General features: G+C 66.5%; 11 protein-coding genes. 1 reads left to right on the forward strand and 10 read right to left on the reverse strand.

What is annotated here, in order from left to right; translation table 11 throughout:
- Positions 1 to 56 precede the first annotated feature (56 nt).
- From ACK4S9_RS22545 to ACK4S9_RS22565, 5 genes are all read right to left on the reverse strand, one after another.
- Positions 57 to 680 carry a DUF1837 domain-containing protein gene (locus tag ACK4S9_RS22545; protein WP_409730085.1) on the reverse strand — a complete coding sequence of 208 codons (624 nt, stop codon included), beginning with the start codon at positions 678 to 680 and terminating at the stop codon, positions 57 to 59.
- Between the two features lie 391 nt (positions 681 to 1,071).
- Positions 1,072 to 3,330, reverse strand: a complete 2,259-nt coding sequence (locus ACK4S9_RS22550; protein WP_409730087.1) for an Orn/Lys/Arg decarboxylase N-terminal domain-containing protein — start codon at positions 3,328 to 3,330, stop codon at positions 1,072 to 1,074.
- 184 nt (positions 3,331 to 3,514) lie between these two features.
- Positions 3,515 to 4,153: a DUF4337 family protein gene (locus ACK4S9_RS22555; protein WP_409730089.1), complete on the reverse strand. Its 639-nt coding sequence runs from the start codon at positions 4,151 to 4,153 to the stop codon at positions 3,515 to 3,517.
- Between the two features lie 3 nt (positions 4,154 to 4,156).
- The gene (locus ACK4S9_RS22560) at positions 4,157 to 4,651 is read right to left on the reverse strand and encodes a dihydrofolate reductase (protein ID WP_409730090.1); all 495 of its coding nucleotides are present in this window, start codon (positions 4,649 to 4,651) and stop codon (positions 4,157 to 4,159) included.
- A gap of 78 nt (positions 4,652 to 4,729) precedes the next feature.
- Positions 4,730 to 5,524 carry a thymidylate synthase gene (locus ACK4S9_RS22565; RefSeq protein ID WP_409730092.1) on the reverse strand — a complete coding sequence of 265 codons (795 nt, stop codon included), beginning with the start codon at positions 5,522 to 5,524 and terminating at the stop codon, positions 4,730 to 4,732.
- 127 nt (positions 5,525 to 5,651) lie between these two features.
- On the opposite strand from ACK4S9_RS22565, the gene ACK4S9_RS22570 reads away from it, so the two are divergent.
- On the forward strand, positions 5,652 to 5,981 hold the full coding sequence (locus ACK4S9_RS22570) for a hypothetical protein (protein ID WP_409730094.1): 330 nt from the start codon (positions 5,652 to 5,654) through the stop codon (positions 5,979 to 5,981).
- On the opposite strand, the gene ACK4S9_RS22575 is transcribed toward ACK4S9_RS22570, so the two are convergent.
- The 5 genes from ACK4S9_RS22575 to ACK4S9_RS22595 all read right to left on the reverse strand — a co-directional run.
- On the reverse strand, positions 5,978 to 7,081 hold the full coding sequence (locus tag ACK4S9_RS22575; RefSeq protein ID WP_409730096.1) for a threonine aldolase family protein: 1,104 nt from the start codon (positions 7,079 to 7,081) through the stop codon (positions 5,978 to 5,980). The two genes, ACK4S9_RS22570 and ACK4S9_RS22575, sit on opposite strands and share 4 nt — an antisense overlap.
- A gap of 58 nt (positions 7,082 to 7,139) precedes the next feature.
- The gene (locus ACK4S9_RS22580) at positions 7,140 to 9,167 is read right to left on the reverse strand and encodes a Cache 3/Cache 2 fusion domain-containing protein (RefSeq protein WP_409730099.1); all 2,028 of its coding nucleotides are present in this window, start codon (positions 9,165 to 9,167) and stop codon (positions 7,140 to 7,142) included.
- A 153-nt stretch (positions 9,168 to 9,320) separates the two neighbouring features.
- The gene (locus ACK4S9_RS22585) at positions 9,321 to 11,156 is read right to left on the reverse strand and encodes an ABC transporter transmembrane domain-containing protein (RefSeq protein ID WP_409730105.1); all 1,836 of its coding nucleotides are present in this window, start codon (positions 11,154 to 11,156) and stop codon (positions 9,321 to 9,323) included.
- A gap of 37 nt (positions 11,157 to 11,193) precedes the next feature.
- Positions 11,194 to 12,270 (reverse strand): lipocalin-like domain-containing protein, encoded by a 1,077-nt coding sequence (locus ACK4S9_RS22590; protein WP_409730101.1) that lies wholly within the window; start codon positions 12,268 to 12,270, stop codon positions 11,194 to 11,196.
- Positions 12,270 to 14,321: FtsX-like permease family protein (locus ACK4S9_RS22595; protein ID WP_409730103.1), on the reverse strand; the 2,052-nt coding region annotated here is incomplete at its 5' end. The genes ACK4S9_RS22590 and ACK4S9_RS22595, both read right to left, overlap by 1 nt.

Here is a 14,321-nt window from a genome sequence, read left to right on the forward strand (position 1 = left end):
TGCCGCGTTGTAGTCTTTCCAGTTGGTCGTTCGGTACTTCAGCTTTACGGGAGCAATCATGCCGTCAGTTTACCCGTGCTGCGCCTCGGCCGCTGATGGGCCGATTTGTGCAACAAAGCCGATTTGTTGACTTCAATTTCACCGCCAAGGAGTTTTAACTCGGCTTTAACCTTGCTTATATCAGTGAAATTCGTATTAATCGATTTTAATGCGGACGAAATCGCTCCGGAAACCGTAGCATGGAATTTTGCCTCACCGAGCCACAGTTTAACGCCCCCGTTATCTTCGATCGAGAAATGTGCACAGTCGAAACCTTTAATCTGTTCTCTTGTGGATGATCTCAGCCTCGCTTTCGTAACGAATTTCGGAGACTTATAAAAAATACACAAAATAATGTATAGAAGCAGTTCGCCATAGTCGCCTTTTTTGGTAGGCTGAGCGTCCGAGATCCGGGTGAAACTAACTTTGTTCCAGTCGGACTTGTGCAAACATGCGATCTCTTCTTCTGTTAGTGCGAAATAAGGAACCATGTCCCTAATCAGCCCAACTAAATCTTTCTGGCGATATTCGCGCTCTTCGAAGTCGAGCGAATACGAGGCGTCCTTTCCCGATGGACAGCCGAGTTCAGCATTGACCTTGAAAATCTGATTTTGCGCTCTTGCTTTGATCGCTTCATCCATCAGCTGCAATACCCTTCATTCAGCAAACTCTGCCTACACCTAGTAGTGTGCAAATGTCAATAAAAATGTCCATAATGCATCATAGATGAGTAGATGCGGGTTGGCAATATTCCCCATCTTCTGCGAGGATATTGCAACAGATATGATGCGGTGGGCATAAGAAGAGAACTTGTAACATCATCAACGTAAAGGCATGATGGCTTTGCGCAAGCGCTGCGCAGAACTATTGTCGAGAAGACCACAGCCTCACATCTAGGCGCGCTGTCGAGATAGGCTAGAAAATGCGGTAGGCAAACAACTTCGTTAACTCCGTCGTTCTCACACTTGGCTACCGTGAAAAAACGAAAGGGGCCCGTAGGCCCCTCGTTTGAATAGCTACAACCGTTGTGACTTACGCGTCCAGCATTACGCAGTCGACGAAGTAGCCGCGCTTGCCGTCCACCTCGCGCTTGACCAAGCCGTGCACGTCGGTCTCGAAGCCCGGGAAGCGCTCGTTGAAGTCGCGTGCGAAGCGCAGGTAGTCGACGATGGTCTTGTTGAAGCGCTCGCCCGGGATCAGGAGCGGAATGCCCGGCGGGTAAGGCGTCAAGAGGATCGCGGTGATGCGGCCTTCCAGTTCGTCGATCGCCACGCGCTCGATCTGGCGGTGCGCCATCTTCGCAAAAGCGTCCGACGGCTTCATGGCCGGCACCATGTCCGACAGGTACATCTCGGTGGTCAGGCGCGCCACGTCGTACTGCTTGTAGAACAGGTGGATCTCGGTGCACAGGTCGCGCAGGCCGCGGGTTTCGTAGCGCGGGTTGGCCGCGGCGAACTGCGGCATCACGCGCCACATCGGCTGGTTGCGGTCGTAGTCGTCCTTGAACTGCTGCAGCGCGGTCACCAGGGTGTTCCAGCGGCCCTTGGTGATGCCGATCGTGAACATGATGAAGAAGGAGTACAGGCCGCACTTCTCGATGATCACGCCGTGCTCGGCCAGGTACTTGGTCACGATCGAGGCCGGGATGCCGGTGTCGGCGAACTTGCCGTCCAGGCCCAGGCCCGGGGTCACGATGGTCGACTTGATCGGGTCGAGCATGTTGAAGCCCTCGGCCAGCTTGCCGAAGCCGTGCCAGTCGTCCTCGGCGCGGATCATCCAGTCCTTTTGCTCGCCGATGCCTTCTTCCGACTCGACGTCCGGACCCCAGACCTTGAACCACCAGTCGTCGCCGAATTCCTGGTCGACCTTCTTCATGGCGCGGCGGAAGTCCAGCGCTTCCAGGATCGATTCCTCGACCAGGGCGGTGCCGCCCGGCGCCTCCATCATGGCGGCGGCGACGTCGCAGGAAGCGATGATCGAGTACTGGGGCGAGGTTGAGGTGTGCATCAGGTAGGCCTCGTTGAAGGCGTCCTGGTCCAGCTTGACCGTTTCCGATTCGCGCACCAGCACCTGCGAGGCCTGCGACAGGCCGGCCAGCAATTTGTGGGTCGACTGGGTCGAGAAGATCATGGACTGCTTGGCGCGCGGGCGGTTCTCGCCGATCGCGTGCATGTTCTGGTAGAAGCTGTGGAAGGCGGCGTGCGGCAGCCAGGCTTCGTCGAAGTGCAGGGTGTCGATCTTCCCGTCCAGCATTTCGCGCAGGGTTTCGACGTTGTACACCACGCCGTCGTAGGTCGACTGGGTGATGGTGAGGATGCGCGGCTTCTTGTTCACCGCGTCGCGCGCGAACGGGTTGGCCTCGATCTTGCGGGCGATCGACTCGGGGGTGAACTCTTCCAGCGGGATCGGGCCAATGATGCCCAGGTTGTTCCGGGTCGGCATCAGGAACACGGGGATCGCGCCGCACATGATGATCGAGTGCAGGATCGACTTGTGGCAGTTGCGGTCCACCACCACGATGTCGCCCGGGGCGACCGTGCTGTGCCAGACCATCTTGTTCGAGGTCGAGGTGCCGTTGGTCACGAAGTAGCAGTGGTCGGCATTGTAGATGCGCGCGGCGTTGCGCTCGGACTTGGCCACCGGGCCGGTGTGGTCGAGCAGCTGGCCGAGTTCCTCGACCGCGTTGCAGACGTCGGCGCGCAGCATGTTCTCCCCGAAGAACTGGTGGAACATCTGGCCGATCGGCGACTTCAGGAAGGCGACGCCGCCCGAGTGGCCCGGGCAGTGCCACGAATAGGAGCCGTCGTAGGCGTAGTTGACCAGCGCGCGGAAGAAGGGCGGCGCCAGCGAATCGAGGTAGGCCTTGGCTTCGCGGATGATGTGGCGCGCCACGAACTCCGGGGTGTCCTCGAACATGTGGATGAAGCCGTGCAGCTCCTTCAGGATGTCGTTCGGGATGTGGCGGCTGGTGCGGGTCTCGCCGTAGATGTAGATCGGGATGTTCGCGTTCTTGTGGCGGATTTCCTTGACGAAGGCGCGCAGGCCGGTCAGGGCGAAATCGGTTTCCTCGGCCGAGCCGCCGCCGAATTCCTCGTCGTCGATGGACAGGACGAAGGCCGAGGCGCGCGACTGCTGCTGGGCGAACTGGGACAGGTCGCCGTAGCTGGTCAGGCCGAGCACCTCCATGCCTTCCTGCTCCATCGCGGCCGCCAGTGCGCGGATGCCGAGACCAGAGGTGTTCTCGGAACGAAAGTCCTCGTCGATGATGACGATGGGGAAACGAAATTTCATGGACAGCTCCAAAGCGAAGCGCCGCGGAAGCGGCCGGCCCTGGTGGGTCGGTCCGCCGGCCACGGCACCGGAAAAAAGAGGAAACGGATTTTCGCAGATATTAAGCGCGCCGGTGCAATTATTTTGCAGCTTTATCTACGCAATACCCGCAAGAGTAGCCAGTCGAGGCGCTGCCTGTCGCACACTAGCTGGCCAACTTCCTGCCGAGCCGCCGGAAGGCCTCGGTGAGGGCCGCCGCGCCGAAGGCCGCCAGCAGCGGTCCGGCCGAGAACGGCACCGGATCGGCCTGGATCGCCGCGAACAGGGCGAGCGTGATGCCGAAGGCGGCCACGGCGCTGGTGAGCGTGAGCAGCCAGGTGCGGCGCGACAGCAGGGTGATGGCGGCCAGCGAGATCGCGATCTGCTGCGCCACCGCGGCGGCGGCCCACTGCCGGTGGCGGTGCAGCTCCTGCTCGGACAGGGTGTTCCATTCGCTCGAGCTGGCTTCGAAGCGTTCCGCTTCCTGGCGAATGGCGTCCTTCTCGACGCCGTAGCGGCGCATCTCTTCGCGATAGCGCGCCCCGTCCGCGCCGGGCAGGGTGGCGGCCACCTCGGCCAGGTTCTGGCGGTTGGTCTTGGCCTGGTAGTGGTTCCAGGCATTGGCCGCGCTGGTCTTGTCGATCGCCGCATTGCTCTTGTACAGGGCGGCGTTGTTGTGCGAGGCGCTGCCGATGAAGCCGAACATGGTCCCGAGCGTGGCCAGGATGGCGATCAGGACCGCCACCTTGCCGGCGAAACCGTCGCCGCCGCGTGTGCCCGGGGTGCGAACCGCCTGCTCCGTCATGGCTCAAGTCTCCTTGCGCGTATAGGTGACGTAGGCGAAGCCGACACCGTTCGCCTCCGAATGGTGGGTCTCGCGCGCGCTTTCCCGCCACACGGCCGGGTCGATCGGCGGGAAGAAGGTATCGCAGCGGAACACATGGTCGATCTCGGTGACGATCATGCGGTCGGCCAGGTGAATCGCCTCGTCGAAGATCTGGGCGCCGCCGATGATGCTGGCCGGTTCGCCGTTCAACAGGTCGATGGCGGCCTGCAGCGAACCCGCCGTCTCCACGCCCTCGTGCGACCAGTCCGGATTGCGGGTGACGACGATGTTGCGGCGCTTGGGCAGCGGGCGGCCGATCGAATCGAAGGTCTTGCGGCCCATGACGATGGGTTTGCCCAGGGTGACGCGCTTGAAGTGCGCCAGGTCTTCCGGCAGGTGCCACGGGAGCTGGTTATCGATGCCGATGCCGCGCTGGGCGTCGATGGCCACTACCAAAGTCAAAGCTGCATTGCCCATCGTCGTGTCCGTCGTCATGTGTGGAGGTAGGAAATGTTGTCGTTTTGCAAGCGCAATGTCAAGCGCCAGGTAGGTATTTCACACCGCCACCGGCGCCCGGATCGCCGGGTCCGGATCGTAGCCGACGACCTCGAAGTCCTCGAATCGGTAGTCGAACAGGGACGCTGGCTTGCGGCGGATCTGCAGGCGCGGCAATTCCTTCGGCGTGCGCGAGAGCTGCAGGTCGACCTGCTCCAGGTGGTTGCTGTACAGGTGGCAGTCGCCGCCGGTCCAGATGAATTCGCCCACTTCCAGGCCGGCCTGCTGGGCCATCATGTGGGTCAGGATCGCGTAGGACGCGATATTGAAGGGCACGCCCAGGAAGATGTCGGCGCTGCGCTGGTACAACTGGCAGGACAGCTTGCCGTCCGCCACGTAGAACTGGAACAAGGCGTGGCAGGGCGGCAGCTTCATGTTCGGCACGTCGGCCACGTTCCAGGCCGATACGATCATCCGGCGCGAGTCAGGGGTGTTGCGGATCTGGTCCAGCACTTGCGAGATCTGGTCGACGTGGCCGCCGGAAGGCAGCGGCCAGCTGCGCCACTGGTAGCCGTAGATCGGGCCGAGGTTGCCCTCGGCATCGGCCCACTCGTCCCAGATGCTGACGCCGTTTTCCTTCAGGTAGGCGATGTTGGTCGAGCCCTGCAGGAACCAGATCAGTTCATGGATGATGGACTTGAGATGGACCTTCTTGGTGGTGAGCAGGGGGAAGCCCTGCTGCAGGTCGAAACGCATCTGGTAGCCGAAGACGGACAGGGTGCCGGTGCCGGTGCGGTCGGTCTTGACCGCGCCATGCTCTTTCACATGGCGCATGAAGTCGAGGTATTGGCGCATTGGGGATGACGATAGGTGACAGTCCGTCATTGTAACCGAGAGCGGCCGGGTCGATGCCGGTTGTGGCAGCCTCCGCTGCCCGGGCAGGCGTGCGAAGCGGCGCAGGCCGCTCCGGTAGGATAGGCCGATGCCGAACGACAGCAAGTATCCCACCACCCCGGACGGCCGCTACTTCGTCGTCGCGGGCCGCCTCTGGCGCACCAGTAACCCGGCGCTCGCGCCGGAGCTACGGCAGAAACTGGTCGATGAACTGATGGACGCGCGCCGGCAGGTCGGCAGCGCGAAACGGGCAGGCGACCCTGACGCCGAGCGCCGTGCCCGCGCGCAGGTCGATGCGGCCAAGCGTGCGCTCGGCGAGCGCGGGCCGGTCTGGTGGACCGACGGTGCGCCCGACTACAACCGGCGCATGGCCGCGGGCACCCCTTACGCGCAGTGGTACGCGGCATTGCCGCCTTAGGGCGCTTGCTGTCTGCCCGCCGCCAGCGCACGCGCGAACAGCGCAAGCGCCTCGCGCACCCGTTCGTCGGGCGCATTGAGCAGGTTGTCTCCCACGTACAGCTCGAAGGAACTGGTGCCCGGCAGGGCGGCGGCGGCGATGCGGTTGAACATCCAGATGCCGTGCCGCTCGGCCAGTTCGCGGCGGATCGCCAGCGCGTGCTCGGGCGTCACAGGCAGGTGCAGGTGCAGCATGTTCACCTGCGGCGCCGCCGGGTTGACGCGGATGATCGGGTAGGCGGAGAGTTCCCGGTACAGGAATCGGGTGCGCTCCAGGCAGGCCGGCATCGCCGCCAGGCGCGCGTCGAACCCCATCGCAGCCGCGACCACATAGGGCGAGCGGTGGATCAGGTTGCCGCCCTGGCGCCGGAACCATTCGGCGGCGCGCTCCACGAATTCGCGGCTGCCGGCCAGCATGGCGCCGCCCAGGCCGCCGATGCCCTTGTACAGCGACACATAGACCGAATCGAAGCCGGCGGCGACTTCGTGCAGGGGCTTGCCATAGCCGGCGGCGGCTTCCCACAGGCGCGCGCCGTCCATGTGCAGGTGGGCGCCGCGTTCGCGGCAGTGCGCCTTGAGCGCTTCCAGTTCATCCCACGACGGCAACTGGCCGCCGATCTCGCGCAAGGGCAGCTCGATCCCGACCGCACCCAGGCGGTCGGGAAGCGCAGCCAGGTCGGCCACCGTCCACGGGCGGTAGCGCTCACCGGCCTGCAAGGCCTTGAAGTGGCCCAGCAACTGGTAGTTCGAGCGTTCGTGCACGAAGACGTGCGAGGTCGGGTGCAGGGCAACCAGCTCGCGCCCGCGGTCCTGGCAGGCCAGGCGCAGCGCCGTCACCTGGGCCATGGTGCCGCTGACGCAGAACACCGCCGCTTCCTTGCCGAGCAGGCGCGCGATCTTCGCTTCGAACTCCTGCAGCAGCGCACCGCTGCCGTAGACGTCATGCTCGACGCCGTGCGCTTCGCTCCATGCCGCCATGGCGGCGAACAGTTCAGCGGGCGTGCGGGCGCGGTGGCCCGGAAAGATGGTGTGGCATTGGCGCAGCAGTTCGGTGTCGTTCAAGGCAGGCTCCTGGCGAAGCCTGCCACTCTACACCGAACTGCGCGGGCGCGGAAAGGGCTTAGCGCAGGCCCAGCGCCGGGCGGCGTGGCGCGCCCGCGATGGCGCCCGCCGACTGGTCCTCGGCCAGGCGGAACAGGCGCACGGCGCGCGCCAGTTGGTCGGCCTGGTCCTGCATGGATTGGGCGGCGGCGCTGGCCTCTTCGACCAGGGCGGCATTCTGCCGGGTCGCTTCGTCCATGGCGCCGACCGCGCGGTTGACCTGCTCGATGCCGCCGGACTGCTCCTGGCTGGCCGCGGTGATCTCGGCCATGATGTCGGTCACCCGGGCCACGCTCGCCAGCACGTCCTGCATCGTGACGCCGGCCTCGGCCACCAGCTTGCTGCCCACCTCGACTTCGCCGTTGGAGGCCTCGATGAGCTGCTTGATTTCCTTGGCCGCCGCCGCGCAGCGCTGGGCCAGGCTGCGCACCTCGCCCGCCACCACCGCGAAGCCGCGGCCCTGTTCGCCGGCGCGGGCCGCTTCCACGGCCGCGTTCAGGGCCAGGATGTTGGTCTGGAAGGCGATGCCGTCGATCACGCCGGTGATGTCGGAAATCTTGCGCGAGGACTGGCTGATCGCGTCCATGCGCTCGATCACCTGGGCCACGGTGGCGCCGCCCTTCTGGGCCACGCCGGAAGCGCTCACCGCCAGCTGGTTGGCCTGGCGCGCGTTGTCGGCGTTCTGGCGCACGGTGGCGGTGAGCTGGTCCATCATCGATGCGGTGCCGGCCAGGCTGGCCGCCTGGTCCTCGGTGCGGCGGCACAGGTCGAGGTTGCCGGCCGAGATCTGCTGCGACGCGCTGGCGATCTGTTCGGCGCCAAGGCGCACCTTGCCGACCACGCCCGAGAGGCTGGCGCCGACGCTGTTGATGGCATCGGTGAGCAGGCCGATCTCGTCGCGGCGGCCGCTCTCCATGCGCGCGCCCAGGTCGCCTTCGGCGATGCGCCTTGCCACGTCCCTTACCTGTGCCAGCGGGCGCGAGACGCTGCTTCGCATCAGGGCATACAGGATCGCCGCCAGCAGCGCCAGGGCGGCCAGCGCGAAGCCGATGAAGCGGTTGCGCAGTTCGGTCGCGGCCGCGGTGATCTCGTCGCGGTAGGTGCCGCCCGCGATGACCCAGTTCCAGTCCTTGATGTGGGTGTAGGCCACGAATTTTTCGCGCGGCGCGGTCTCGCCCGGGTTCTGCCAGTCGTAGACGATGCTGCCGTTCTTCTTTTCGAGCATCTCCTTGATGAAGGGGCGGCCGTCGGCATCGCGGCTGTCGAGCAGATTGCTGCCTTCCTTGGCCGGATGCACCAGCAGGTCGCCGTAGGCCTTGCCGGGCGCCGCGTTCAGGACGTAGAAGTAACCGGTCGCGCCGACCTTGATCGCGCGGATGCGGTCCTTCAGCAGCTTCATGTCTTCGCTGATGTCCACGCCCACGTAGAGCACTGCCACCACCTTGCCGGAAGCGTCGCGCGCCGGCTCGTACTGGGTGATGGTTTGCTTGCCGAACAGGGTGACCAGGCCGATGTAGCTGCGGCCCTCGCGCAGCACGGCATAGGCCGGGCTTGCGCGGTCGAGTTTGGTGCCGACTGCGCGTTCGCCGTTCTCCTTCTTCACCGAGGTCGTCACGCGCACGAAGTCTTCGCCGTCGACGGCGAAGATGGTGGCGTTGGCGGCGGTCTGCGCGGTGAACTGGTCGGGCGCGCTGAAGTCGAGATTCAGTACCTTGCCGTCGAGCTTGAGCGTGGGCGTGGCGGCGCCGTCGATGTCCACCGTGGCGACGGGATCGAGCTCGAAGGCGCCCGGCACCGAATTGCGGAAGATGTGGCCGAAACTTTTCGCCGCGCTGCTGACGCTCTTGTTGAACAGCTCGACCGTATTGGCGACGCTATGGAGCTCACTGGAGACGCTCTGGCGGGCGCGCTCCTCCAGCATGGCCGAAGTCGACATGGACACGGCGGCGAGGAGGGCGGCAATGATGCTGCCCATCAGGGCAAAGGCGAGGACGCTGATGCGGGTGCCAACGCTCCAGTTGGCAGGATGATATCGACGCTTGTTCATGAGATCGCGGCAAGATGGGACACGCGCTATCATAAGGTTCGATATTTCCCGCACGCAATGTGGGTTTCCACAATTCAGCTAAAACGGGGCGTCCATACAACACAGCTGTCGGAATATCAACGGCTTTTATAATCTTTCAGCAAGAAAACCGGGTCAAGCCTGTGTCTCGAGCGGCGCGTGGGCCTGGAATTGCAGCGCCGCGAGATTGGCATACACGCCGCCGTGCGCCACCAGCGAGGCATGGGTGCCGGCCTCCACCACGCGGCCTTCGTCGAGCACGATGATGCGGTCGGCGCGCTGCACGGTCGCCAGGCGGTGGGCGATGATGATGGTGGTGCGCCCGACCATGGCCGCTTCCAGGGCGCGCTGCACCAGGCGCTCCGACTCGGCGTCGAGGGCGCTGGTGGCTTCGTCGAGCAGCAGCAGCGGCGGGTTCTTGAGCAGGGCGCGCGCGATCGCGATGCGCTGGCGCTGGCCGCCCGACAGGCGCACGCCGCGCTCGCCCAGGAAGGACCCGTAGCCCTCGGGCAGGCGCTCGATGAACTCGTGGGCCGCCGCCATTTTCGCCACTGCGATCACTTCCTCGTCGCTGGCGTCCGGCCGGCCGTAGCGGATGTTTTCCAGCGCGCTGCTCGAGAAGATCACGGTGTCCTGGGGGACGATGCCGATCGCGCCGCGCAGCGTGTGCAGGGCCAGGTCGCGGATGTCGACGCCGTCCAGGCGGATGCTGCCGGCCTGCGGGTCGTAGAAGCGCAGCAGCAGTTGGAACAGGGTGGTCTTGCCGGCGCCCGAGGGGCCGACCAGGGCCACGGTCTCGCCGGCGGCGATGTCGAGCTTGAGGTGCGACAGCGCCGCGCTATCGAGGCGCGAGGGGTAGCTGAAGCTGACGTCGTCGAGCGTGACGCGGGCGCCGTTGGCGAACCGAGCCGGCAGCGGCTGCGGATTGGCCGGGTCCTGGATGTCGGATCGGGCCGCCAGCAGTTCGAGCAGGCGCTCGGTGGCGCCGGCGGCGCGCTGGGCTTCGCCCATCACTTCCGACAGCGCGCCGACCGAGCCGGCCACGATCGAGGCGTACAGGATGAACTGCCCGAGGTCGCCCCCGGTCATGGTGCCCGCCAGCACCGCATGGGCGCCCAGCCAGAGCACGAACACGATGGCGCCGAACACCAGCACGATGGCCAGCAGGGTCAAGGTCGCGCGCGCGCGAATGCGCCGGATCGCGGTCTGGAAGGCGCCTTCGACCGATTGCCCGAAGCGGCCGGCCTCGATGCCTTCGTGGGTGAAGGACTGCACGGTGGGCATGGCATTGAGGATCTCGCCGGCCAGCGCCGAGGCGTCGGCGATGCGGTCCTGGGAGTCGCGCGAGAGCTTGCGCACGCGGCGCCCGAACAGCACGATCGGCAGCACCACCAGCACCAGGAGGCCCAGGATGATCGCGGTGAGCTTGGGACTGGTGACGAACAGCATCACCAGGCCGCCGATGAACAGCAGGGTATTGCGCAAGGCGAGGGAGATGCTGGTGCCGACCACGGTCTGGATCAGGGTGGTGTCGGTCGTCAGGCGCGACAGCACCTCGCCGGTGCGGGTGGTCTCGAAAAATTCCGGGCTCTGCTGCACCACGTGGCGGTAGACGGCGGCGCGCACGTCGGCCACCACCCGCTCGCCCAGCCAGGACACCATGAAGAAGCGCGCGGCGGTGGACACTGCCAGCACGGCGGCCACGCCGAACAGGGCAAGGAACACGGCGTTGACGTGCTCGATGTTCTGGCTGCCGGGGTTGGCAGCCGCAGCGCCGAAGCCGTGGTCGATCATCTGCTTGAAGGCGGCGGGAATCGCCAGCGTGGCGCCGGCCGCAAACAGCAGCGCGATGCCGGCCAGGACGAACTGGCGGCGGTAGGGACGCAGGAATGGCAGCAGGCCCTTGAGCGCGGCCAGGCTGCTTTTACGGGAGCTGTCGGAATCGGGTTTGCCGGTGGAGCGGGAGGTCATCGTCTCGGGCGGATTGTTCTTCAATTTTCTTTTCTGTTCAAAGCTTCATCGGGCGTACGTAGCCCGTCATTTCCAGGTAGCCGCGACCGAGGCGCTTACCGTCGCGGCTGACCGTCACCGCGCCCTCCCAGTACACCGCGCCGGTCGAGCGGCGCGAATCGAGTTCCTGGTCCTGCTGCAGGGGAGTGAGCTGCCAGCGCAGCGCGCCGGTGGCGACGTCCTGGGCCACCGGGTACTCGGCGCCGGTGCGCGGCGACTTCCAGCGCGCGGTGGGCGTGAAATTCACCTGGTCGGGCGCGTAGCGGGTCACGCGGCCCGCGGCATCGCGCACGGTGGCGTGCGCCCATAGTTTACCACCTCCCTTGCTGCGAATCTGGAAAGCCATCAGGGCGCCGCCGTCGTCGAGGTTCACGCCGATCCAGTCCCAGCCGGTCGCCTCGGGCTGCAGGGCTTCGCTCGACCATTCGTGATCGAGCCAGGCGCTGCCCGTCACGGCGACCGGTACGCTGCCGGCGCGGCCCACGTTGCCGCTCACCTTCAGCTGCGGCTCGCTGTAGTAGTGGCTGGCGTGCTGGGGACTCGCGCCCTTGCGCGAATAACCGCCTTCGCCCTGCACCAGCACCGGCTGGGTCGGCTGCAGGCGCAGTTCCAGCGTCAGCTCGCTCGAGCGGATCGTGACGCGGTAGGTGCCCGAGCTTTCGCGCACCATGCGCCAATCGTCGAGCTTGAGGTCGGTGTTGCCAGTGCGCGCCCAGGCCAGGCCGAAGCCTTCGCGTGCGCTTTTCTGGTCGTGCACCAGGCGCCCGAGGGCCGGGTCGGACAGGGCGGCGTGGCCGATCACCAGCTGGCGCGGGGCGAATGCGCTCGGATTTTTCGGGTCGTGCTCGGTGCGGCTGCGGAAGAACGTGACCTGGAAGCCGAGCGGCTTGCGGTCCGGGGTCTCGACCCAGCCGGTGACGTACCACCATTCGGTGCGAAATTCCGGGTGGGCGCCGAAGTCGCGCGGGAAGGACAGGGCGGCGCCGGGAACGACCGGCGCGAATTCCGGCGGCGCGGCAAGGCCCCACCGGGCGAACGACAAGAACAAGACCAAGACCGACAGCACTACCCGCATTACCAATCCTCCCTGACCGCGCGTACCGGACCACCCGACAGCGCATAGCGTCCCGATACCAGCGCCGTCAGGACCGAGGCCCCGACCAGCACCGCGGCCACGCTCCCCAGCAAGGTCCACGGCAGGTGCAGCTGCATCGTCCAGTGGAAGGACTGGGGGTTGACAACATAAACCAGGATCAGGCTGATGACCAGTCCCAGCGCGAATCCGCAGGCCACCCCGAGCAGGGTGAGAAAGCCGCCTTCGAAGGCCAGGATGCCCAGCACCTGGCCGCGCGTGACGCCGACGTGGCGCAGCATGCCGAATTCCTTCGAGCGCGCCAGGGTCTGGGCCGAGAAGCTGGCCGCCACCCCGGACAGCCCGATCGCGATGGCGATCGCCTCGAGCAGATAGGTCACCGCGAAACTGCGGTCGAAGATGCGCAGGCTGGCGGCGCGGATCTCGCCGGCCGACATGGTGCGCAGGGCGCCGCCGAAAGGCAGGGTGCGCACCGCCTCCTCGAGCTGTCCGGCGCTGCTGCCGCGCGCCGCGAACAGGGCGGCGTCCGTCACTTCGGCTTCGCCCGTGAGCGAGCGGTAGTCGGCCAGGCGGATCACCACCGAACCGGCCTGGTTGGCGTAGTCGCGCCACACGCCAGCGACGAAGAATTCGGCCTGGGCGCCGCCGAGCGGGAGTTTGAGGACCTGGCCGACGCGGGCGCCATACAGGTCGAGCATGGCTTCGGACACCCAGGCCGGGCGCGCTCCCGGCGGAATCGGGGCATTCTGGCCGACCAGGTACAGCAGGCGGCCCGGGTCGCGCGCATCGATGTCGCGCGCGATCACGACCACGCTGGGGCGCTCGGGCGACAAGGAAACGGGGCGGGTGCGCAGGAAGTGGGCCTGGGCCACGCCGGGCAGGGTGCGCAGCGCCGCCTGTTGCTCGGGCGTGAGGAAGCCCGTGTTGCCGCTGGAAGCCGCCCGCACGTACAGGTCGGCCGGCAGGATGTGGCCCATCCACTCGTCCACCGACTCGCGGAAACTGGCCACCATGATGCCCATCGCGACCATCAGGCTGAAGCTGGCGAGCACGCCGCCCAACGCGATCGCGGCCTGGCCGGGGGCGTTCGCCAGGCGCGACACGGCCAGCGTCAGGATCGGGGGCGCGCGGCGCCAGCGCGCCAGCCGCTGTTCCATGTGGCGGAACGCCTCCGCGGCCAGGCGCGGCATCAGGCCGATGCCGCCGATGAGCAGCAGGGCGATCGCCAGGTAGCCGAACAGCGGCAGTTCCAGCACCGGCGGCGCGAAGGCAAGCAGGGCGCCCAGCGCCAGGCACAGCAGCGAAGGCCAGACCCGCGCCAGGCGCGCCAGCGCCGCCTCGTCGGCGCCGGACTTGATCGCCACCGCCGGTTGCGCGCGCGCGGCGTCCAGCGCCGGCGCCAGGCAACCGAGCAGGGCTACGCCAAGGCCGAGCAGGAAGAACACGGTGGCCGCCACCGGCGTGAACTGGACCTGGGGGCGGATGCCGGGGAAGTAGCCGGCGCCAAGGTCGCCGCCGAAGTAGGCAAGCGCCAGGGCCGCCAGCGCATAGCCGCCCAGGACGCCCAGCAGCGCGCCGATCACGCCCAGGCCGGCCCCTTCGAGCAGCACCTGGCCCAGCAGCTCCCTGCGCTCCAGGCCGAGCACGCGCAGCAGCGCGAACTGGCTGCGCCGGCGCATCACCGACAGCGCCTGGGTCGAGAACACCAGGAAGGCGCCGGTGAACAGGGCCACCAGGGCCAGCACGGTCAGGTTGACGCGGTAGGCGCGGCTCAGGTTGGCGTTGCGCTGCTCCTGGTCGCCGTCGTCCGGCTGGCGCACCACGAAGCGGCCCGGGAAGCCGCGTTCCAGTTCCTCGGCCAGTGCGCGCCGGAAGGCGGCGCGGTCGACCCCGTCGCGCAGCTTGAGGTCGACCCGCGAGATGCGCCCCAGCTGGCCGAAGCGCCACTGCATGGCGCCGATGTCCATCACCGCGATGCGCTGGCCGGCGCGCGCGCGCGCGACCGCCCCGGCCCCGCGCAGCGCCCGGGCGCC

This window comes from Massilia sp., from assembly GCF_046293535.1.
Classification (GTDB): Bacteria; Pseudomonadota; Gammaproteobacteria; order Burkholderiales; family Burkholderiaceae_D; genus Telluria.

Excerpts from the sequence above, each read along its gene's own strand:
- ACK4S9_RS22545 (WP_409730085.1), bottom strand. The coding sequence starts at position 680 with ATGGATGAAGCGATCAAAGCAAGAGCGCAAAATCAGATTTTCAAGGTC.
- ACK4S9_RS22550 (WP_409730087.1), bottom strand. The coding sequence starts at position 3,330 with ATGAAATTTCGTTTCCCCATCGTCATCATCGACGAGGACTTTCGTTCC.
- ACK4S9_RS22555 (WP_409730089.1), bottom strand. The coding sequence starts at position 4,153 with ATGACGGAGCAGGCGGTTCGCACCCCGGGCACACGCGGCGGCGACGGT.
- ACK4S9_RS22560 (WP_409730090.1), bottom strand. The coding sequence starts at position 4,651 with ATGGGCAATGCAGCTTTGACTTTGGTAGTGGCCATCGACGCCCAGCGC.
- ACK4S9_RS22565 (WP_409730092.1), bottom strand. The coding sequence starts at position 5,524 with ATGCGCCAATACCTCGACTTCATGCGCCATGTGAAAGAGCATGGCGCG.
- ACK4S9_RS22570 (WP_409730094.1), top strand. The coding sequence starts at position 5,652 with ATGCCGAACGACAGCAAGTATCCCACCACCCCGGACGGCCGCTACTTC.
- ACK4S9_RS22580 (WP_409730099.1), bottom strand. The coding sequence starts at position 9,167 with ATGAACAAGCGTCGATATCATCCTGCCAACTGGAGCGTTGGCACCCGC.
- ACK4S9_RS22585 (WP_409730105.1), bottom strand. The coding sequence starts at position 11,156 with ATGACCTCCCGCTCCACCGGCAAACCCGATTCCGACAGCTCCCGTAAA.
- ACK4S9_RS22590 (WP_409730101.1), bottom strand. The coding sequence starts at position 12,270 with ATGCGGGTAGTGCTGTCGGTCTTGGTCTTGTTCTTGTCGTTCGCCCGG.